This is a genomic window from Bradyrhizobium sp. CCBAU 53421, assembly GCF_015291625.1.
In the GTDB taxonomy this organism is placed as follows: Bacteria; Pseudomonadota; Alphaproteobacteria; order Rhizobiales; family Xanthobacteraceae; genus Bradyrhizobium.
In genome coordinates, this window is the sequence record NZ_CP030047.1 from 2866148 (window position 1) to 2885886 (window position 19739).

16 protein-coding genes and 1 pseudogene are annotated in these 19739 nt (G+C 66.1%); 12 read left to right on the forward strand and 5 right to left on the reverse strand.

The genetic code is table 11. The features are described from left to right. Positions 1 to 56: 56 nt before the first annotated feature. From XH92_RS42960 to ligA, 8 genes and pseudogenes are all read left to right on the forward strand, one after another. Positions 57 to 378: pseudogene (locus XH92_RS42960) on the forward strand (D-alanine--D-alanine ligase); the annotation flags it as partial. Continuing rightward, positions 318 to 1328, forward strand: coding sequence for a cell division protein FtsQ/DivIB (locus tag XH92_RS13485; RefSeq protein ID WP_194459642.1), 1011 nt, complete (start codon positions 318 to 320; stop codon positions 1326 to 1328). The pseudogene XH92_RS42960 and the gene XH92_RS13485, both read left to right, overlap by 61 nt. Further along, complete coding sequence (gene ftsA, locus XH92_RS13490; protein WP_194459643.1) at positions 1325 to 2641, forward strand: cell division protein FtsA; 1317 nt, start codon at positions 1325 to 1327, stop codon at positions 2639 to 2641. Before XH92_RS13485 ends, ftsA begins: the two co-directional genes overlap by 4 nt. Positions 2642 to 2730: 89 nt before the next feature. Further along, positions 2731 to 4512: a cell division protein FtsZ gene (ftsZ, locus tag XH92_RS13495; RefSeq protein ID WP_194459644.1), complete on the forward strand. Its 1782-nt coding sequence runs from the start codon at positions 2731 to 2733 to the stop codon at positions 4510 to 4512. Between the two features lie 350 nt (positions 4513 to 4862). After that, complete coding sequence (lpxC, locus tag XH92_RS13500; protein WP_194459645.1) at positions 4863 to 5825, forward strand: UDP-3-O-acyl-N-acetylglucosamine deacetylase; 963 nt, start codon at positions 4863 to 4865, stop codon at positions 5823 to 5825. 274 nt (positions 5826 to 6099) lie between these two features. Beyond that, positions 6100 to 7008, forward strand: a complete 909-nt coding sequence (locus XH92_RS13505; protein ID WP_371818009.1) for an outer membrane protein assembly factor BamD — start codon at positions 6100 to 6102, stop codon at positions 7006 to 7008. A gap of 13 nt (positions 7009 to 7021) precedes the next feature. Beyond that, positions 7022 to 8692: a DNA repair protein RecN gene (gene recN, locus XH92_RS13510; protein WP_194459646.1), complete on the forward strand. Its 1671-nt coding sequence runs from the start codon at positions 7022 to 7024 to the stop codon at positions 8690 to 8692. Between the two features lie 7 nt (positions 8693 to 8699). Further along, positions 8700 to 10847 carry an NAD-dependent DNA ligase LigA gene (gene ligA, locus XH92_RS13515; RefSeq protein WP_194459647.1) on the forward strand — a complete coding sequence of 716 codons (2148 nt, stop codon included), beginning with the start codon at positions 8700 to 8702 and terminating at the stop codon, positions 10845 to 10847. A gap of 154 nt (positions 10848 to 11001) precedes the next feature. Here ligA and XH92_RS13520 read toward each other — a convergent pair whose 3' ends face one another. Further along, positions 11002 to 12294, reverse strand: coding sequence for a multidrug effflux MFS transporter (locus tag XH92_RS13520; RefSeq protein WP_194459648.1), 1293 nt, complete (start codon positions 12292 to 12294; stop codon positions 11002 to 11004). A 292-nt stretch (positions 12295 to 12586) separates the two neighbouring features. Next, positions 12587 to 14416, reverse strand: a complete 1830-nt coding sequence (locus XH92_RS13525) for an aminopeptidase P family protein (protein ID WP_194459649.1) — start codon at positions 14414 to 14416, stop codon at positions 12587 to 12589. Positions 14417 to 14603: 187 nt separating this feature from the next. Between XH92_RS13525 and XH92_RS13530 the strand changes: the two genes are divergently transcribed. Next, the gene (locus XH92_RS13530) at positions 14604 to 14789 is read left to right on the forward strand and encodes a hypothetical protein (RefSeq protein WP_194459650.1); all 186 of its coding nucleotides are present in this window, start codon (positions 14604 to 14606) and stop codon (positions 14787 to 14789) included. Positions 14790 to 14807: 18 nt separating this feature from the next. On the opposite strand, the gene XH92_RS13535 is transcribed toward XH92_RS13530, so the two are convergent. Next, a complete protein-coding gene (locus XH92_RS13535) occupies positions 14808 to 15314 on the reverse strand; it encodes a hypothetical protein (RefSeq protein ID WP_194459651.1) in 507 nt (168 codons plus the stop codon). Between the two features lies 1 nt (position 15315). Next, positions 15316 to 16203 (reverse strand): 50S ribosomal protein L11 methyltransferase, encoded by an 888-nt coding sequence (locus XH92_RS13540; RefSeq protein WP_194459652.1) that lies wholly within the window; start codon positions 16201 to 16203, stop codon positions 15316 to 15318. 171 nt (positions 16204 to 16374) lie between these two features. Here XH92_RS13540 and XH92_RS13545 point away from each other — a divergent pair, with 171 nt between their 5' ends. Continuing rightward, positions 16375 to 16539 (forward strand): Flp family type IVb pilin, encoded by a 165-nt coding sequence (locus XH92_RS13545; RefSeq protein WP_074130264.1) that lies wholly within the window; start codon positions 16375 to 16377, stop codon positions 16537 to 16539. Between the two features lie 261 nt (positions 16540 to 16800). Here XH92_RS13545 and XH92_RS13550 read toward each other — a convergent pair whose 3' ends face one another. After that, positions 16801 to 18408, reverse strand: a complete 1608-nt coding sequence (locus XH92_RS13550; RefSeq protein WP_194459653.1) for an NAD(P)/FAD-dependent oxidoreductase — start codon at positions 18406 to 18408, stop codon at positions 16801 to 16803. A gap of 175 nt (positions 18409 to 18583) precedes the next feature. Here XH92_RS13550 and XH92_RS13555 point away from each other — a divergent pair, with 175 nt between their 5' ends. Beyond that, positions 18584 to 19303 carry a hypothetical protein gene (locus XH92_RS13555; RefSeq protein WP_194459654.1) on the forward strand — a complete coding sequence of 240 codons (720 nt, stop codon included), beginning with the start codon at positions 18584 to 18586 and terminating at the stop codon, positions 19301 to 19303. A 5-nt stretch (positions 19304 to 19308) separates the two neighbouring features. Next, positions 19309 to 19704 carry a hypothetical protein gene (locus tag XH92_RS13560; RefSeq protein ID WP_194459655.1) on the forward strand — a complete coding sequence of 132 codons (396 nt, stop codon included), beginning with the start codon at positions 19309 to 19311 and terminating at the stop codon, positions 19702 to 19704. The last annotated feature ends 35 nt before the right edge of the window (positions 19705 to 19739 follow it).

A 19739-nucleotide genomic window follows, 5' to 3' on the forward strand; every position in this document is an offset into this window, starting at 1 on the left:
GAACCCGCGCGACTCGGCCGGATGGAACCCGGCGCTGTTGCTAAAATGCTAACGGGTTCGCGGCAAAGTACTCAAAGCGTTGATCAAAATACACTCCAGGCCGAACTCATTTACCGTTTGTTTACCAGGAAGCCCGAAGGTTAACGCTGGCGGCGCATGTAGCGCTTGGCTGCCGGGGCGTGAGCTGTCGCGGATTACCGCTTCGAGGATCGCAACCAGGGAACAGGGGGCCACTCTAATCCCACCGGTCTTGCCGAGACGTGACTTGTGCCGGGACCCGCGGGGTTTGCGGGCACAACATGTGACGAGCTCGTGCAATGGATGGTGCAGGACGCCTCACCCGATCGCTGCGATCGCTGGGGCCTCAAGCTGACCTGAGAGCAGCCGCTATTGGAGCGGCGGTGCTGCTGCGCGAGTATATCGGCGCCCATATCGCTCGCCGCCGGCAGCGTCCCGCCAGGCGCCCGCAAGTCATCATCGATCGCGAGCCGCCGAACCGCTACATCCTGATGGTCGAACGCTATCTGCCGCGCCGCATCGGCCTGGTCGCGACGCTCGCGATCCTGTTCGGCAGCCTGGGCTTCGGCATCGTCAGGGGCGGCCATCTCGAGGAATTCACCACCGCGCTCAGCGACACCCGCAACGCGCTGGCCAATTCCGCGGGCTTCCGCATCACCACCGTCGGCATCAACGGCCGCAAGCAGCTGAGCCAGGACGAGGTGCTTGCGATCGGCGGCGTCAATGGCCGCTCCTCGCTGCTGTTCCTCGACGCCGACACCGTGCGCGCCAAGCTGAAGGCCAATCCCTGGATTGCCGACGCCACGATCCTGAAACTCTATCCGGGCCGGCTGCAGATCGACATCGTCGAGCGCACCGCCTTCGCGCTGTGGCAGCAGAACGGCCGCCTGTCGGTGATCGCCTCCGACGGCGCCGTGCTCGAGCCCTATGTCACGCGCCGCTTCCTCAATCTGCCGCTGGTGGTGGGCAAGGGTGCCGACACCCGCGCGCAGGACTTCCTGGCGCTGCTCGACCGTTATCCGCAGGTGCGTTCGGTGACCAAGGCCGCGATCTTCGTCGGCGAGCGGCGCTGGAACCTGCGCCTCAAGGACGGCCTCGACGTCCGCCTGCCGGAGAACGACGTCGGCAACGCGCTGGCCGCGCTCTCCAGGCTCGACAAGGACGAGAAGCTGTTCTCGCGCGACATCGTCGCCGTCGACATGCGCCTGCCCGATCGGCTGATCGTGCAACTGTCCGAGGAAGCCGGCAAGGCGCGCGACGAATTGTTCAAGGACAAGAAGTCCAAGAAGAAGCCGGGTGACTCCGCATGACCGGCCTCGATCGCAATCTGACCCCGAAGACCCGCCCGATGCAGAAGCGCACCGCGATGGTGGCTTCGCTCGACGTCGGCTCCAGCAAGATCGCCTGCATGATCGCGCGGCTCAAGCCGTCGCCGCCGAACGAGGCGCTGCGCGGCCGTACCCATGCGGTTGAATTGATCGGCTACAGCCAGATCCAGTCGCGCGGCGTCAAGGCCGGCTCCGTGGTCGATCTCGCCGAATGCGAGAAGGCGGTGCGCCATGCCGTGGCGTTGGCCGAGCGCATGGCCAAGGTCCGCGTCGAGTCCGTGCTGCTGTCGGTCTCCGGCGGCAGGCTGCATGGCCAGCTGGTCGAAGCCGCGGCCGATATCCGCGGCGGCTCGGTGACCTCGGATGATATCAGCCGCGTCACCTCGGCCGGCATGCGCCACGCCGCCGGCGCCGGCCGCACCGTGCTGCACGCGCTGCCGGTCGGCTACGCGCTCGACGGCGTCAAGGGCATCCGCGATCCCAGAGGCATGGTGGCGCGCCAGTTCGGCGTCGACATGAACGTGGTGACGTCGGACGCGACGGTCGCCAAGAACCTGATGCTGGTGGTCGAGCGCTGCCATCTCAACGTCGAAGCCATGGCGTCGAGCCCCTATGTCGCGGGCCTGTCGGTGCTGACCGATGACGAAGCCGATCTCGGCGCTGCCGTCGTCGAGATGGGCGCGGGCTCGACCACGATCGCGACCTACTCCGGCGGCCGCCTCGTGCACGCATCCGGATTTGCGCTCGGCGGGCAACACATCACGATGGATCTTGCGCGCGGCATCGGCGCGTGCATTGCGGATGCCGAGCGAATCAAGACTTTATACGGCACGGTGCTGACCGGCGGTTCGGACTCGCGCGAGCTGATGTCCGTTCCCACTGCAGGCGATGATCGGGAGACTCCGCAAATCGTGTCCCGCGCCACGATCGCGAACATTGTCCGGCATCGCGCCGAGGAGATTTTCGAAATGGTCCGTGACCGGCTCGCGGATTCCCCCTTTGCGGCAGAGCCGAGGGCGCGCGTCGTATTGAGCGGCGGCGCGTCGCAGCTCACCGGCACCGTCGAGCTCGCCACCCGCATCCTGAACCGCCAGGTCCGGATCGGCCGCCCGCTCGGCTTCGGCCGGCTGCCGAACGAGGCGAAGGGCGCCTCGTTCTCGGTGCCGACGGGGCTCTTGGTCTATCCGCAATACGCACATCTTGAACATGTCGAACCGCGGCGCACGCGGCAGCTCAGGACAGGGACAGACGGTTACTTCGGAAAGGTCGGACGATGGCTTCGCGAGGGCTTCTGATGACCGCACCCCGGCTCATTGCATTTTCACCAGCTCCTGCGGCCAGCGGCCGGGGCGAACCAACGCGCGCATAATCGAGAGAGGCAACCATGGCACTCAATCTGACACCCCCTGACATCAGCGAGCTGAAACCGCGGATCACCGTCTTCGGCGTCGGCGGCGCGGGTGGTAATGCCGTCAACAACATGATCACCGCCGGGTTGCAGGGCGTCGATTTCGTCGTCGCCAACACCGACGCGCAGGCGCTGACCATGTCGAAGGCGCAGCGCATCATCCAGATGGGCACCCAGGTCACCCAGGGCCTCGGCGCCGGTTCGCAGCCCGATGTCGGCGCTGCGGCCGCGCAGGAAGTCATGGACGAGCTGCGCGATCACCTCACCGGCGCCAACATGGTGTTCGTCACCGCCGGCATGGGCGGCGGCACCGGCACGGGGGCTGCGCCCGTGATCGCCAAGGCTGCCCGCGAGATGGGAATCCTCACCGTCGGCGTGGTGACCAAGCCGTTCCACTTCGAAGGCCAGCGCCGGATGCGCACCGCCGAGCACGGCATCTCCGAGCTCCACAAGGTGGTCGACACGCTGCTGATCATTCCGAACCAGAACCTGTTCCGGGTCGCCAACGAGAAGACGACCTTCGCCGACGCGTTCGCGATGGCCGACCAGGTGCTCTACTCGGGCGTCGCCTGCATCACCGATCTGATGGTCAAGGAAGGCCTGATCAACCTCGACTTCGCCGACGTCCGCGCCGTGATGCGGGAAATGGGCAAGGCGATGATGGGCACCGGCGAGGCCACCGGCGAGAAGCGCGCGCTGACCGCCGCGGAAGCTGCGATCGCCAACCCGCTGATCGACGACAGCTCGATGAAGGGCGCCCGCGGCTTGCTGATCTCGATCACGGGCGGCAAGGACCTCACGCTGTTCGAGGTCGACGAAGCCGCAACCCGCATCCGCGAAGAAGTCGATGCCGACGCCAACATCATCGTCGGCGCCACCTTCGACGAATCGCTCGACGGCGTCATTCGCGTCTCGGTGGTCGCAACCGGTATCGAGCAGGCCGCGATCGCTTCCCGTGCCCAGGCTCCCGCCCAGCAGTCGGGGGGCTCGCCCGAGAGCCGGCTGGCCGATCTGACCGCCCGCCTGCGTGCCGACAACCAGCGCATGGCCGAGCGCGCCCAGAAGGTGGAACCGCCGACCGGCGTGACGGTTGCGCCGATTGCAGCTCCCGCAGCCCAGCAGCGTCCGGCCGTCGAGCGTGCCGCGCTCGCGGCAATCGCTGCCGCGGTTGCTCCGGACAGCGGACAGGGTCAGGCGCCGATGCAGCCGGCCTCTTACGGTGACGTCACCGTGCGCCCGATCGCCCAGAAGCCCTCGTTGTTCCCGGACCATGAGGCGGCCAAGGCCGAGCAGCACGAGCCGATGCCGCCCGAGACCTTCATCCCGCAGGCGGCCGAGCGGTCGCCGGTCCGTGCCCCGCGGATGCCGAAGTTCGAGGACCTGCCGATGCCGGCACAGGCGGAAATCCGCCAGGCCAGCGGTGATGGCGAGGCGGAACACCCGCAGAAGACCCGGCTGTCGCTGTTGCAGCGGTTGGCCAATGTCGGCCTCGGCCGCCGTGACGAGGAGACCGAGCCGCCGATCGCGGCCCGTGCTTCGGGTCCTGCGATGCCGACGATGCCGCCGCTGCCCGAGCGCAAGCCGGCCCGCAGCGTCGCCCAGCAGATTTCGGCGAACGAATCGCCGGTATCCGAATATGCGAAGCGTCCGGCCCCGCAGGGATTGGACGCCCACGGCCGCCAGGCCCCTGTTGCCCCGGCGCCACAGGGTGACGACCATCTTGATATCCCGGCCTTCCTGCGCCGGCAGGCAAACTGAAGTTTGTTACAACATTGGCGACGAACGAGGCCTCGGCGGGGAACCGCCGGGGCCTTTTCCTTTTCGCCGGCGGGTGATTGCCCCTCGCAAACAAGCAACTGATTTTAAATGATTAATTATTCTTTCGGTGGTCAGATAGCCGCTCGCCGAGGGCCGTTTTCGCTGCCGCAATTTGGTTAACCTTGGGCGTGAATGCGGCGGAGATGGGGTAACAATCGGTAAAGAAGCGTGAGTTGGCGCGGTTTAGGAAATCACTATGGTCTGCCGTGACTTGGGGAGCTCAAGCGAGTCGGCCTTGGGGAAGTTTGGCCACTTGATATTGAGCGAAGTCGGGTAGTGGGCATTATCGAATGAAGTTCAGCCGTCAGACAACGCTTCGGTCGCAAGCCACCGTGACTGGCGTAGGCGTTCATTCCGGTCTTCCTGTCAGTCTCACGCTGGGACCTGCACCTGTCGATGCGGGTTTTATTTTTGTCCGCACCGGTCTCGACGGTGCCGACCGCGAGGTCACCGCCACCGCCGACGCCGTGATCGCGACCGAGTTCGCGACGGTGCTGGGTGACCTCGAAGGGCCGCTGGTTTCGACCGCGGAACATGTTCTCGCCGCGCTGCGCGGCATGGGTGTCGACAACGCCACCATCGAAGTCGATGGGGCGGAAGTTCCGATCATGGACGGCAGCGCCGCGGCGTTCGTCGCAGCCATCGATCAGGCCGGCATCGTGACCCAGCCCGCCGTCCGCCGCTTCATCCAGGTGCTGAAGCCGGTGCAGGTCAAGATCGGCGATGCAATGGGCGAGCTGCGCCCGTTCGCCGGCGGCTTCCGCACCGAAGTCGAGATCGATTTCGCCAACCAGGTGATCGGCCGCCAGACCTTCTCCTTCGATCTGTCGCCGGAAGGCTTCCGCCGCGAGGTCGCGCGCGCCCGCACCTTCGGCTGCATGAGCGACGTGGCCCGGCTGTGGGGCGCAGGCTTCGCGCTCGGCGCCTCCTTCGACAACACCGTGGTGTTCGACGAGGCCCGCCTGCTCAACGTCGAGGGCCTGCGCTACGCCGACGAATGCGCCCGCCACAAGGTGCTCGACGTGATCGGCGATCTCGCGTTGGCCGGCCTGCCGCTGCTCGGCAGCTATCGTTCGGTCCGGGGCGGCCACAAGCTCAACAATGCGGTGCTGAAGGCGCTGCTCGCCGACCGCAGCGCCTGGCGCGTGGTCGAATCGGAAACCGCCCGGCGGCCGGTCCGCGGCCATGTCGAAGCCGGTGCAGGCACCGTTGGCGGCCTCGTCGCCCCGGCCTACGGCCCGGACGTGTCCTGATCGCCCAAATCTCCTGATTGCCAAGTCCTGATCGTCTAGGCGGTCGGGCCCAATTTCCGTAATAACCACAGCAGGCTGTGAGCTTCGCCGGGTCGCCTTATTCCCGGCGGATTGGCTCCCTATTCGGTTGGTCCACGGTCATTTTTCGGTTAAACAGGCCTGCGGCTGCCTGATACGGCGCCAACGGCACGAGATGTATTACATCCATGATCGCGGTTCATGGGTGGAGTGGGGTCGCCGTTAACCGCATCAAAGGCGTCAGGTTTTACAATTCATGTCGGCAATGCGTATGGCGCTCGAACCACGCTTCTCTTCTGACGTCTCCGGCCTGACCAAGGCCGTGCGCACGCTGCGTTTCGCGGCGGGCCTGATCGTGCTGGCGTTGCCGCTCTCAGGCTGCGGCACCGGCGCGCTGTGGGACAAGTTCATGGCCAAGGACGACACGTTCGTCGATGAGCCCGCGGACAAGCTCTACAATGAGGGCTTGTACATGATGAACGAGAAGAAGGATCTGAAGGCCGCCTCGAAGAAGTTCGAGGAAGTCGACCGTCAGCATCCCTATTCGGACTGGGCCCGCAAGTCGCTCCTGATGTCGGCCTATTCGTATTACCAGGCGGGCGACTACGACAGCTGCATCGGCTCCGCCACCCGCTACGTCACGCTGCATCCCGGCAGCCCGGATGCGTCCTACGCCCAGTACCTGATCGCGGCGTCGCATTTCGACCAGATCCCGGACATCTCGCGCGACCAGGGCCGCACCGAGAAGGCGATCGCCGCGCTCGAAGAAGTGGTGCGCAAATATCCGACCTCGGAATACGCCACCCAGGCCAAGAACAAGATCCAGGCCGCGCGCGACCAGCTCGCCGGCAAGGAGATGGCGGTCGGGCGCTATTATATCGAGAAGCGCGACTTCACCGCCGCAATCAACCGCTTCAAGACCGTGGTCACCCAGTACCAGACCACCCGCCACGTCGAAGAGGCGCTCTACCGGCTCACCGAGGCCTATATGGCGATCGGCATTGTCGGCGAGGCGCAGACCGCGGCTGCGGTGCTCGGCCACAATTTTCCGGACAGCCGCTGGTACAAGGACGCGTATAATCTAGTAAAGTCCGGCGGTCTCGAGCCGAGCGAGAATCAGGGATCCTGGATCAGCAGGACCTTCAAGAAGATAGGTCTCGGCTAGGAATTGTCCTCGCATGCTGGCCCGTCTGTCGATCCGTGACATCGTCCTGATCGAACGGCTCGATATCGAATTTTCCCGTGGCCTGGCGGTGCTGACCGGCGAAACCGGCGCCGGCAAATCCATCCTGCTCGATGCGTTTGCGCTGGCGCTCGGCGGCCGCGGCGATGCCGGACTGGTGCGCCATGGCGCCGAGCAGGGCCAGGTCACCGCCATGTTCGATGTCCCGAAAGGGCATCCGGCCGCAAGAATCCTCGCCGAGAACGGGCTCGACGACACCGGTGAGATGATCCTGCGCCGTGTGCAGCTCGCCGACGGCCGCACCCGCGCCTTCATCAACGACCAGGCGATCAGCGTGCAGACCCTGAAGGCGGTCGGCGCCGTTCTGGTCGAGATCCACGGCCAGCACGACGAGCGCGCCTTGGTCGACGCCTCCACCCATCGCCAGCTGCTCGATGCCTTCGCCGGACACGAGAAGGACGTCGCCGCGCTGGAAGCGCTGTGGGATATCCGGCGGACCGCCAACGCCGACCTCGAAGAGCACCGCGTGGGCATGGAGCGCGCGGCGCGCGAGGCCGACTATCTGCGCCATGCCTCCCAGGAGCTGAAGGCGCTGGCGCCGAAGGAGGGCGAGGAGACCGAGCTCGCCAACCGCCGCACCACCATGATGCAGGGCGAGAAGGTCGCGACCGATCTGCGCGAGGCGCAGGAGGCGATCGGCGGCTCGCACTCGCCGGTGTCCGCCTTGTCCGCCGCCGTGCGGCGGCTGGAGCGGCGCGCCGCCAACGCGCCCGCGCTGATCGAGCCGGCGGTCAAGGCGATCGACATCGCGATCAACGCGCTTGAAGAAGCCGACCAGCACCTCCACGCCGCGCTGGCGGCGACCGATTTCGATCCGGCCGAGCTCGAGCGGATCGAGGAGCGGCTGTTCGCGCTGCGCGCCGCTTCGCGCAAATATTCGACACCGGTGGATCTGCTGGCCGCGCTGGCCGCGCAATACGCTGGTGACGTCGCGCTGATCGATGCCGGCGCCGACCAGTTGAAGAAGCTGGAGGCGGCCGCCGCTGAGGCCGACAAGCGCTACGGCGCCGCCGCCGCGAAACTGTCGGCGGCGCGCATCAAGGCGGCCGAGAAGCTCAACAAGGCCGTCAATGCCGAGCTCGCGCCGCTCAAGCTTGAGCGCGCGAAATTCATGACCCAGGTCGAGGCCAATGCCGCCGCGCCGGGACCGCAGGGCATCGACCGCGTCGAGTTCTGGGTCCAGACCAATCCGGGCACCAAGCCGGGGCCGATGATGAAGGTCGCGTCCGGCGGCGAGCTGTCGCGTTTCCTGCTGGCGCTGAAGGTCGTGTTGGCCGATCGCGGCTCGGCGCCGACTTTGGTGTTCGACGAAATCGACACCGGTGTCGGCGGCGCGGTGGCGGATGCGATCGGCTCGCGGCTGGCGCGTCTTGCCGGCAAGGTGCAGGTGATGGCGGTGACGCATGCGCCGCAGGTCGCGGCCCGCGCCAGCCAGCATCTTCTGATCTCCAAGGATGCGCTCGACAAGGGTAAGCGCGTCGCCACCCGCGTCAACGCGCTCGCCGCCGACCACCGCCGCGAGGAGATCGCACGCATGCTGGCCGGCGCCGAGATCACCGCGGAGGCCCGCGCCGCTGCGGAACGGCTGCTCAGGGCGGCGAGTTAACTCGCCTATGGCCACCAAGGCGAAGAAAGCACTGGTCGACGTCGACAAGCTCACCAAGGCCCAGGCCAAGGTCGAGTTGATGCGCCTTGCGCTCGAGCTCGAAGGTCACGACAAGCGCTACTATCAGGACGACGCGCCCAGCGTCAGCGATGCCGAATACGACGCGCTGCGGCAGCGCTACAACGCGATCGAGAAGCGCTTCCCCGAATTCGTCACCGCGGAATCGCCGTCGCAGAAGGTCGGGGCCGCGCCGTCAGGGCGCTTCAAGAAGGTCCGCCATTCCGTCCCGATGCTGTCGCTCGACAACGCATTCGCGGAAGCCGACGTGGTCGACTTCGTCGGACGCATCGCGCGCTTCCTCAAGCTGCCGGACGACAAGATCGATTTCTCGGCCGAGCCGAAGATCGATGGCCTCTCGATGTCGCTGCGCTACGAGGGCGGCGAGCTCGTCACAGCTGCGACGCGCGGCGACGGCGCCGAAGGCGAGGACGTCACCGCCAACATCCGCACGCTGGAGGACGTGCCGCAGAAGCTGAAGGGCCGCAACGTGCCCGAGATCTGCGAGGTGCGCGGCGAGGTCTACATGACCAAGAAGGCGTTCCTGGCACTGAACGAACGGCAGAAGGCCGCCGGCGATACCATCTTCGCCAATCCGCGCAATTCGGCGGCCGGCTCGCTGCGCCAGAAGGATCCTGGCATCACTGCCTCCCGGCCGCTCGGCTTCTTCGCCTATGCCTGGGGCGAGATGAGCGCGATGCCGGAAGATACCCAGACCGGCATGATCCACTGGTTCGAGCGCTGCGGCTTCAAGACCAATCCGTTGACCAAATTGTGCCACTCGGTCGAGGAGCTGATCGCGTTCCATCGCAAGATCGAGGAGCAGCGCGCCGAGCTCGACTACGACATCGACGGCGTCGTCTACAAGGTCGACCGCATCGACTGGCAGGAGCGGCTCGGCTTCGTGTCGCGCACGCCGCGCTGGGCGATCGCGCACAAATTCCCGGCCGAGCGCGCCATGACCGTGCTGCGCGACATCGAGATCCAGGTCGGGCGCACCGGCTCGTTCACGCCGGTCGGCAAGCTCGAGCCGGTCGGCGTCGGCGGCGTGATCGTGCAGAACGTCACGCTGCACAATGAGGACTACATCAAGGGCATCGGCAACAAGGGCGAGGTGTTGCGCGAGGGGCGCGACATCAGGATCGGCGACACCGTGGTGATCCAGCGCGCCGGCGACGTGATCCCGCAGGTCGTTGACGTCGTGATCGACAAGCGGCCGAAAAGCGCCAAGGAATTCCATTTCCCGAAGAAGTGCCCGTGCCCGCTGCATACCGACGTGGTGCGCGAGGAGACCGCGACCGGCGAGGAGGGTTCGCGGCTGCGCTGCAGCGGCGAGTTCGCCTGTCCGTTCCAGAAGATCGAGCACCTCATCCTGTTCGTGTCGCGCCGCGCGTTCGACATCGACGGCCTCGGCGTCAAGCAGCTGCAATATTTCTTCGACGAGGGTTGGGTCAAGGAACCCGCCGACATCTTCACGCTGCCGAAGCGCAACACCAAGCTGAAGCTCGAGGCCATCGAGGGCTACGGCGAAACCTCGGTGCGCAATCTGTTCGCCGCGATCGACAGCCGGCGCCGGATCGGGCTGGAGCGCTTCATCTACGCGCTCGGCATGCGCCATGTCGGCGAGACCACGGCGCTGGCGCTGGCGCGCGGCTACGGCTCGTGGGACGCGTTCCACGACGCCTGCCTCAAGGTCGCCAAGGGCGACGAGGAAGCGATCGCCGAGATGGATGCGCTCGACCAGATCGGCGACACCGTGATCAAGAGCATCGCGGACTATTTCGGCGAGAGCCACAATCGCGGTATCGTCGAGCGGCTGACCGGGGAACTCGACGAGATCGTTGACGCCGAGAAGCCGAAGAGCAATTCGGCGGTGGCCGGCAAGACCGTGGTGTTCACCGGCTCGCTCGAAAAGATGACGCGCGACGAGGCCAAGGCGACCGCCGAGCGGTTGGGCGCCAAGGCGGCGGGTTCGGTGTCGAAGAAGACCGACTATGTCGTCGCGGGGCCGGGTGCCGGCTCGAAGCTCGCCGAAGCGCAGAAGCACGGCGTCCAGGTGCTGACCGAAGACGAGTGGCTGAAGCTGATCGGGGAGTAGGGGCGCAGCTGTGCCGCGTGCTCCACTGTCGTCCTCCGCGAAAGCGGGGTACCCAGTATTCCAGAGACAGTCATTGTTGAGCCGATAGGCCGCGGCGTACTGGATCCCCGCATGCGCGGGAATGACGAGTTGAGGTGTGGCGCGAGCGCCGCTCTCACATCATCCCCTGCTCATCCTCCTCGGCCTGCGCGATCAGCTCTTCGCTCACCACCACGTTCCGCCGCGGCACCACGAAGATCATGGTGCAGGCGCAGGCGAGCGAGATCGCGAAAAGCGCCGATGTCAGCGGCAGCGTGGTGGTGGAGTGGCCGCCGAGATAGGCTCCGAACTGCGAGATCAGCGAGCCGATGCCCTGCTGCAGGAAGCCCATGGCGCCCGAGGCGGTCCCGGCGGCCTCTGGGCGGATGCTGATGGCGCCGGCGGCGGAATTGGCCATTACGAAGGCATTGGCGACCATCACGATCATCTGGGTGCCGAACAGCCAAAGCGGCGCCTGGTTCAGCCCGGCGAAACTCCAGATCAGGTTCAAGAGACTGCCGCCGACCTGCAGCGCAAGACCGAACCAGATCAGTTTCTCCAGCGAGTGCCGCGGCGCGAACCGCACGCACAAGAGATTGCCGATGAAGTAGCCGAACCCCGTCATCGCGAACCACGCGCCGTATTCGGCGCTGCTGCGGCCCATCTGGGTCACCACGATGTAGGGGCCGCCGCCGGCGAAGGCGAAGATGATCTGTGAGGCCAGCACCTGGCACAGCAGATAGCCGACGAAGGCGCGGCTGCGCATCAGTCTGCCGAGGTCGCCGCGAAAGCTCGAGCTGTCGGCGCGGTCGCGGCGGGTTTCCGGCAGCGCCAACGCGATGAAGATCGTGACGCTCAGCGACGCCGCGGTGATGAGATAGAGGATCGCACGCCAGCCGAATGTGGTCTCCAACAGGCCGCCGGTCAGCGGGCTCACCATCTGCGCGATCATCAGCGCGGCGACGACGAGGCTGATCATGGCGCCGACCCGCTCGCGCGGATAGAGGTCGCGGATGATGGCGCGGCTGATCACCATGCCGCTGGCACCGCCAAGCGCCTGGAAGAAGCGCGCCGCGATCAGCTGCGGCAGCGTTTCGGCGAACACTGAGCCGATGCCCGCCAGCACCATCAGGCCGAGGCCCGACAGCAGCACCGGGCGACGGCCGAACTTGTCGGACAGCGGCCCCATGATCAGCTGCGACAGCGCGATGCCGACCATGTAGAGCGACACGGTCATCTGCGCGATTCCGATGTCGCGGCCGAACGTGGTCGCCAGCACCGGCAGCGCAGGAACCAGCATGTAGAGCGAGATCGGCGCGACGCCCGTCATCACGACGAGCATCAGCAGCATGACCTTCGATGTCGCGATGTTGTTGTCTCTAGTGTTGTCTTGGGCCGCGCCGGGCGGCTTGCCCATCACGCCGTGCATTCAGGTCCGATCCAGCATTGTGCAACGACTGTAGCGTGCCCGTTCGCGCGGAATACGCGTGTTTCGGCATACGCCCATGCGATTTCGGGAGATGCAGCGGTGATGTTTCGTCTCGCGCAACAAGTCCACCGGTGTCACCAGCGCATTCCGCTGTCGTCCTCCGCGAAAGCGGGGGACCCAGTATTCCAGAGGCAGGTGTATTTGAATTGATAGGCCGCGGCGTACTGGATCCCCCGCTTTCGCGGGGGATGACAGCGAGTACGAGGAGAGAATGACGGTAAACTCGGCGCCGCTACGTCAGCGCCGCCGTTGCCTCATCTAGCCACAGCTTCGTCGCGTCGTCGTCGAGGTGCGGCCGCACCACCCGCGCGACGCGGGCGTGGTAGTCGTTGAGCCAGCGCAGCTCGTCTTCGCTCAGCATGCTCACCTCGATCAGTCGGCGATCGATCGGCGCCAGGGTCAGCGTCTCGAATGCGTTGACCGGCTTCTCGGCGCCGGCAATGTCGGTGCCGATCACGAGTTCGAGGTTCTCGATCCTGATGCCGTAGGCGTCGGTCTTGTAGTAGCCGGGCTCGTTGGACAGGATCATGCCGCGCTTCAGCGGCGTGGTGCCGAGCTTGGAAATCCGCGCGGGCCCTTCATGGACGCTGAGATAGCTGCCGACGCCGTGGCCGGTGCCGTGCTCGAAATCGATCCCGGCCTGCCAGAGATATTGCCGCGCAAAACTGTCGAGCTGCGCGCCGGTGGTGCCGTCGGGGAAGATCGCCCGGGCGATCGCGATATGGCCGCGCAGCACGCGGGTGAAGCGGTCGCGCATCTCGTCGGTCGGCTTGCCGATCGCGATGGTGCGGGTGACGTCGGTGGTGCCGTCCTCATATTGCGCGCCGGAATCGATCAGCAGGAGATCGCCGGGCTCGATGCGGCGGTTGCTCTTGCGCGTCACGCGGTAATGCACGATGGCGCCGTTCGGCCCGGTGCCGGCGATGGTCGGGAACGAGACGTCCTTCAGTGCGCCGGTCTGGCGCCTGAAGGTTTCCAGCGCCTCGACCGTATCGATTTCGGTGAGGCGGCCCGAGGGCGCCTCGCGGTCGATCCAGGCGAGGAAGCGCGTCAGTGCCACCGCGTCGCGCTGATGCGCCGTCCGCGTGCCCTCGATCTCGGTGAGGTTCTTGACCGCCTTCAGCAGGCTGACCGGATCGCTGCCGCGCACCGGCTTGCCGCCGGCGCCCGCAATCAGGCGGCTCAACGCGTCTGCCGCGGTCGCGCTGTCGAGTGCGATCGAGGCGCCGCGCCTGGCGAGCTCCGTGAGCTTCGGTGTCAGCGCCGCCGGCTCCTCGACATCGGCGGACTGCTCGAGATGGTCGCGGGCCGCGTTGGACAGCTTGCGGTGATCGATGAAAACCTGCGGCCGGCCTTCCTTCGGCACCAGCGCGTAGGACAGCGGCAGCGGCGTATGCGAGACGTCGGCGCCGCGGATGTTGAAGGTCCAGGCCACCGCGTGGCTGTCGGAGAGCACCAGCGCATCGACGCCGAGCTTGTTGATCTCGAGCCGGATGCGCTTCAGCTTCTCGGCCTCGATCTCGCCGGAAAACTGCGCGCCGTGGATCGCGACCGGGCCGAGCGGCGGAGCCGGCCGTTCGTGCCAGACCGTATCGATCGGGTTGCTGTCGACGGCGACCAGCTCGGCGCCGGCCTTGGCGCACGCGGCTGCCAGCCGTTCGGCTGCCGCAGAAGTGTGCAGCCAGGGGTCAAATCCTAGGCGATCGCCGGCTGCCAGATGCCGGGTCAGCCAGTGCTCCGGCGGCGGCTCGACCAGCGGCTCGACCTGCCAGGCCTTGCGGTCGACCTGCTTGCCGGCCTGCAGCGTGTAGCGTCCGTCGACGAACAGGGCGGCTTCCTGGCTCAGCACGATCGCGAGCCCGGCCGATCCGGTGAAGCCGGTCAGCCAGGCGAGCCGCTCCTCGGACGCCGCAACATACTCATTCTGCTGCTGGTCGGCGCGCGGAACCACAAAGCCGGTCAGCTTGCGCCGCGCCAGTTCCTCGCGCAGCGCGCTCAAGCGCGCGGTCAGGGCCACGCCGCCTTCGGGCTCTTCGAACGTCTGGAAATGGGCTTCGAACATCGCCTTCGCACTTTCTTCGGATCCAGCATGGTCTTCGCGCCGACGCGCTGAGGCATGACCACATTTTTGGCATAACTTATGCTTGAATCATGGCATAGTGGAAGAGACCGAACGATGTCCACCATCGCCGGTCAAGCGTACGGGGAGTGTCCAGGAGTGTCTCAACTCAACGGTGAGGAGATGCACGATGCCTGCATTCACGTTTGAGAAGATCTCGCCGCCGGTTCGCCGCGGGCCGGTCGCGCCGGTCGAACAGAAGCAACGTGGCGTCATCGTGCAGATGCTCGACCGTCTGGTCGAGGCGCGGGCGAGGCGTGCAGCCCGTCAGGACAAGGTCGAGACCGCCGGCCACGATTCCGCAGCACCCGAATAGCCAATCCGCGGACCGCGCTTACGGTGCGAGGTCGGTCGCCTTTACCACGGTCACATTGACGACCCGGGTGCCCTCGAGCTCGCGCACGATCCGCTCATCGGGGCCGACGATACCCAGATCGAAGTCGCGCTCCGCCGTCACCAGCGTCACGCGCCGACCAACGATGACGACGACGGTCATGTCGAGCGTCTCGCCGGAGACCGCCCATTCCCTGAGCTCGTTGCGGAACGGCTCCCTGCGCCAAGCGTCGGGGAAGCCCGGGTCGCATCTGACCTCGAGGCCGTCGTCCGACGTGGTCAGGACGAGCTTTGATCTCGAGGGCTTCCAGTGCTCTTCCAGCAGGTCATTGACCAGCCAGACGCAGCTGAACGCGCGGCACTCCGCCGGCCGACCCGGATAGATCCGGCAGCCGCGCCCCGGCTTGCAATGCGGGCACCATGCGTTGGCCGGCTTCGCCAGCTCCTCGATCGCCATCACCTTGCAGCAGAGCGTGCAGTCACCGCACTGTCTGCCGGTGGCGGTCATCTCACCTGACCGACCGCAGCAGCAGGCTGCTCCAGCCCTCGATCCTCAGATGCCGCAGCGGCACCAGCCCGCGGGCGCGATAGGCGGCGATGACCGCCGGCGCCTGGTGTGTCAGCAGGCCGGACAGAATGACCTGCGCCGACGAAGCGAGGTGCCGTGTCATCGGCCCCGCCAATTGGCGCAGCGGGTTGGCGAGGATGTTGGCGAGCACCAGGTCAAACGGCCCGTCCTCGGCAAAGCGCGGCGCGGCAAAGCCGGTGGCGCGGATCACGTCCACCAGATGTCCGGCGCCGTTGAGCCAAGCGTTCTCCTCGGCGACCCTGACCGACGGCGGGTCGATGTCGCTCGCCAGCACCTTGCCGTGCAGCGCCTTGGCGGCGGCGATCCCCAGCACGCCGGTCCCGGTGCCGAGGTCGAGCACCCGGCGGGGCTGGTAGGCCTTCAGCACGTGGTCGAGCAGCAGCAGGCAGCCGCGCGTGGTGCCGTGATGGCCGGTGCCGAAGGCGAGCGCCGCCTCGATCTCGATCCCGAGCTTGTTGGGCGGTATCTTGTGCCGGTCATGCTGGCCGTGGACGATGAAGCGGCCGGCCGCAACCGGGACCAAATCTTCCAGGCTGGCCTTGACCCAGTCCTTCGCCTCGACGGTGTCAAATACCAAAGTCGATGCGACATCCTGTCGCATGATTACCTGCCCGATCAGCTCGGTCAGCAAGGTCTGGTCCGGCGCCTCGGCAAAGTGGACGGTGACGTCCCAGCGGCCGTCGGGCCGCTCGAAGGCTGCAAAAGCCGCCTGATCCTCGAAATACATTTCGGACAGCGCGTCGACCACGCGTTTTGCGGTCGATTCGTCTGGAAGGGTGATGCTGGCGCGGTGCGTGGACGGGGTCATCGGAGGCCGGTAGCGCGGTTTTTGTTAAAATTTCAAGCCGGATTCAATCGAATATCGCGAGAATTGATAGGTTCCCGATTCAGACAACCTTAGATGTCGCCGTACTACTACGGTGGCGGAACTCGGGAATACCCTGCGTTCCAGGGCATCACAACCAAGGGCAGGGCTGCAATGAAGGCTATTTTCGTTAGATTTTTGAAGAATGAATCCGGCGCGACCGCCATCGAATACGGACTGATTGCGACCGGCATTGCGATTGCGATTATCGCTGCGGTGAATGGCGTCGGCACGAACCTGAGCGGGACGTTCAGCACGATCGCCGGCTCGCTCAAGTAATTTCGCAGGCGGCGTTCTCGAGCAAGCACCGGGCAATGAGGCCCGGTGTTTTCTTTTGACGGGTTGTCCACAGAGCCTCACGCAGCCTGTCAACAAGACGTCCAGCGCGTTGTCCCTGGGTTGTCGGCCACCGTTGCACAGGCCGTGCACCGGGATACGCACCGATTGTCCCGCCAGGGGAAACCAGGTCTGACCACGGTCGGCCCACAGCTTTCTCAACACACCTGTCCACAGCTTGGTCCGGCCATGACCGCGTCCGCTCTATGCGAACAGCGCGCGATGGTCGGCGAGCACGGCCCGCGCGGCGTTGTGGCCGGGGGCGCCGGTGACCCCGCCGCCGGGATGGGCGCCGGAGCCGCAATGGTAGAGACCCCGGAGCGGTCCGCGGTAGTCGGCATGGCCGAGCATCGGACGCGCCGAGAACAGCTGGTTCAGCGTCAGCGCGCCGTGAAAGATGTCGCCGCCGAGCAGGCCGAATTGCCGCTCGAGGTCGAGCGGCGACAGGATCTGGCGGCCGATCACACTGCCCGCGAAGCCGGGGGCGTAGTTGTCGACGGTTGCGATCATCAGGTCGGCGACCTCCTCGCGATGGTCGTCCCATGATTTGCCGCCGGGCAATTGCGGCGCCACGTGCTGGCAGAACAGGCTCGCGACGTGCTGGTCCGGCGGGCTCAAACTGTCGTCGAGCGTCGAGGGGATCAGCACCTCGACGACGGGCGCGCGGCTCCAGCCGAACTCGCGCGCATCGCGCCAGGCGCGATCCATGTAGCCGAGATCCGGCGCGATGATGATTCCAGCGGTGAGGTGATCGCCCGGGCCGGGCAGTGCGGTGAACGAGGGCAGGGCGCTCAGCGCGACGTTCATCCTGAACGTGCCCGAGCCGTTCTGCCATCGCGCGATGCGCGTGCGGAATTCCGCCGCGAGTGCGCCCTCCGGCACCAGACGCGTGTAGAGCAGCTTCGGGTTGACGTTCGAGACGACATACTTGGCGCGAACGCTCCCGCCATCGTCGAGGACGACGCCGGTGGCGCGATCCTTCTCGACGATCACCTCGCGGACGCCTGTGTCGGTTTCGATCTCGACGCCATGGCTGCACGCGGCGCGCGCCATCGCCTGGGTAATCGCACCCATGCCGCCGATCGCGTGGCCCCAGACACCCTTCTTGCCGTTCACCTCGCCGAACGCATGATGCAGCATCACGTAGGCCGAGCCGGCCGCGTAGGGACTGGCGTAATTGCCGACGATGGCGTCGAAGCCGAACAGCGCCTTGACGAGGTCGTTCTCGAAACGCTCGTCGAGCATCTCGCCGGCCGAGCGGGTGAACAGGTCGAGCAGATTGCGCTGCTGCTCGAGCGACAGCCGCCGCAGGATATTGGCGGTGCCTAGCGCGTTGAAAGCTTCACTCATCGCACTGATGCCAAAGCCCTCGACGAGGTTCGGCGGCGCACGCAGCACGAATTGGCGCAGCACATCGGCGATGGCTTCGAGTTCCGCCGAGAACGCGCCGATTGTTGCCGCGTCCCGCAGGCTGAGTTTCTCGACCGACTGCCGGGTGCGGCCTTCGCCGGTCAGCAAGTAACTGCCGTCGGGCGCGGGCAGAAAGTTCTGCGTGCGGCGCTCGACGATCTTGAGGCCGTGCTCGGCAAGTTTCAGGTCGGAGATGATCTGTGGATTGAGCAGGCTCACCGTGTAAGCGGCGACCGAATTGCGGAAACCCGGGCAGAACTCTTCGGTGACGGCGGCGCCGCCGACCACCTTGCGGCGTTCCACGACCTTCACACGCAATCCCGCCATCGCAAGATAGGCTGCGCAGGTGAGGCCGTTGTGCCCAGCACCGATGATGACGACGTCATATTCGTGATCTGACATCATGCTCCTATAGGCCGAATGAGTTCCATCCACCACCTGCAATGCGTTCGCGCGCCGCAGCTTACAAGGCCGCATCGATCCGGGTACGGTGGTTCAACCGGGAGTACCCGGGCCGGGAATCTGATCGCGGCAGGCGCACCCGTTCATTTCAATCCGACCGAGCAGTGGAGGCCCCATGCCGTTTGTCTTCGATCAAACTCAAGTCGAATGGCCGGACGACGATTCCGATCTGCCGGCGCCGCGGGCCGACCAGTTCGTGTATTTGCCGCCGCCGGATTTCGGCGGGGCGCGCGAGCCGGTGCATTTCTCGCTGGACGTTCCACCCGAGCCGCCGGCGCCGGCACCGATCACGCCGGTTATGAAGCCGTTGAGCCTGTGGGATCGGCTGCGGGGCCGGCGGCATCCAACCGCGCAGATTACGCCGGCGGTTCGGGCCGCCGCGACGGCGTGCGCCGCCCGCGAGGAGTTTACCCGCCAGCGCCTGATCGCGGTCGCGGTGCCGGCGCTCCGCGAGCTCGGCGTGCAACGGCTGTACTGCCGCTATGACGGCGGCAATGACGAAGGATTCGCCTGGCTCGACAGCGCGGCGCTCCGCGACGGCACGCGCATCGACGCGGATGCGCTGGCGCAGCGCCTCACGGAGCAGAGATTTCTCGATCGACTGGTCGATCACGGCGTGATGAAGCGGGTCGATCGCACCAGTGAGCGCGACCAGGTTGCCTCGTTCGTCCGCGACTGGCTGTGCACCGAGTTCGCGACCTTGCTGCTTGGCCGCGGCTTCGGCACCGGCGAGTACGTCATGTACGGCGCCTTCGCGGTCGATCTCGACAGCTGCACTGTGATGGACGATCCCAAGGCCGATCCGGTCACAAGCAACATCGAGATCGCGAGGTAGCTGCGATGGCGCATCCCTATCATCATGCCGTGCGTTCGGCGCGCCTGTTCGGCGGTGTTCCCGAGGACTACCTGGCGATCCACGACTGGTTCGACGAAAGCAAGGCGCACCTCGCCGACGTGCGGCACCGCGCGCTTCGCCATCACAGCGAAGGCATCTTCCTCTGCGAGAAGATCTTCGGTGTCACTCTGACCAACAGCGCCGGCAAGCAGGTGCCGGTGCGCACGATCGGCGAACAGCACGTCAAGGACGATCTCGGCTGGATCCCCTCGGTCAAGGATTGGCTGCAACATCTGGAAATGCAGCCCTGGATGGGACGAACGCCGTTCCGTCCGCAGATGGACGAAACCGTGCCGCGCACCGGCGCGGCAATTTCAACCGATGATGTCCTGACCGGCTGAACCGCTCAAGCGATTGGCATCGGTGGCCGTGTTGC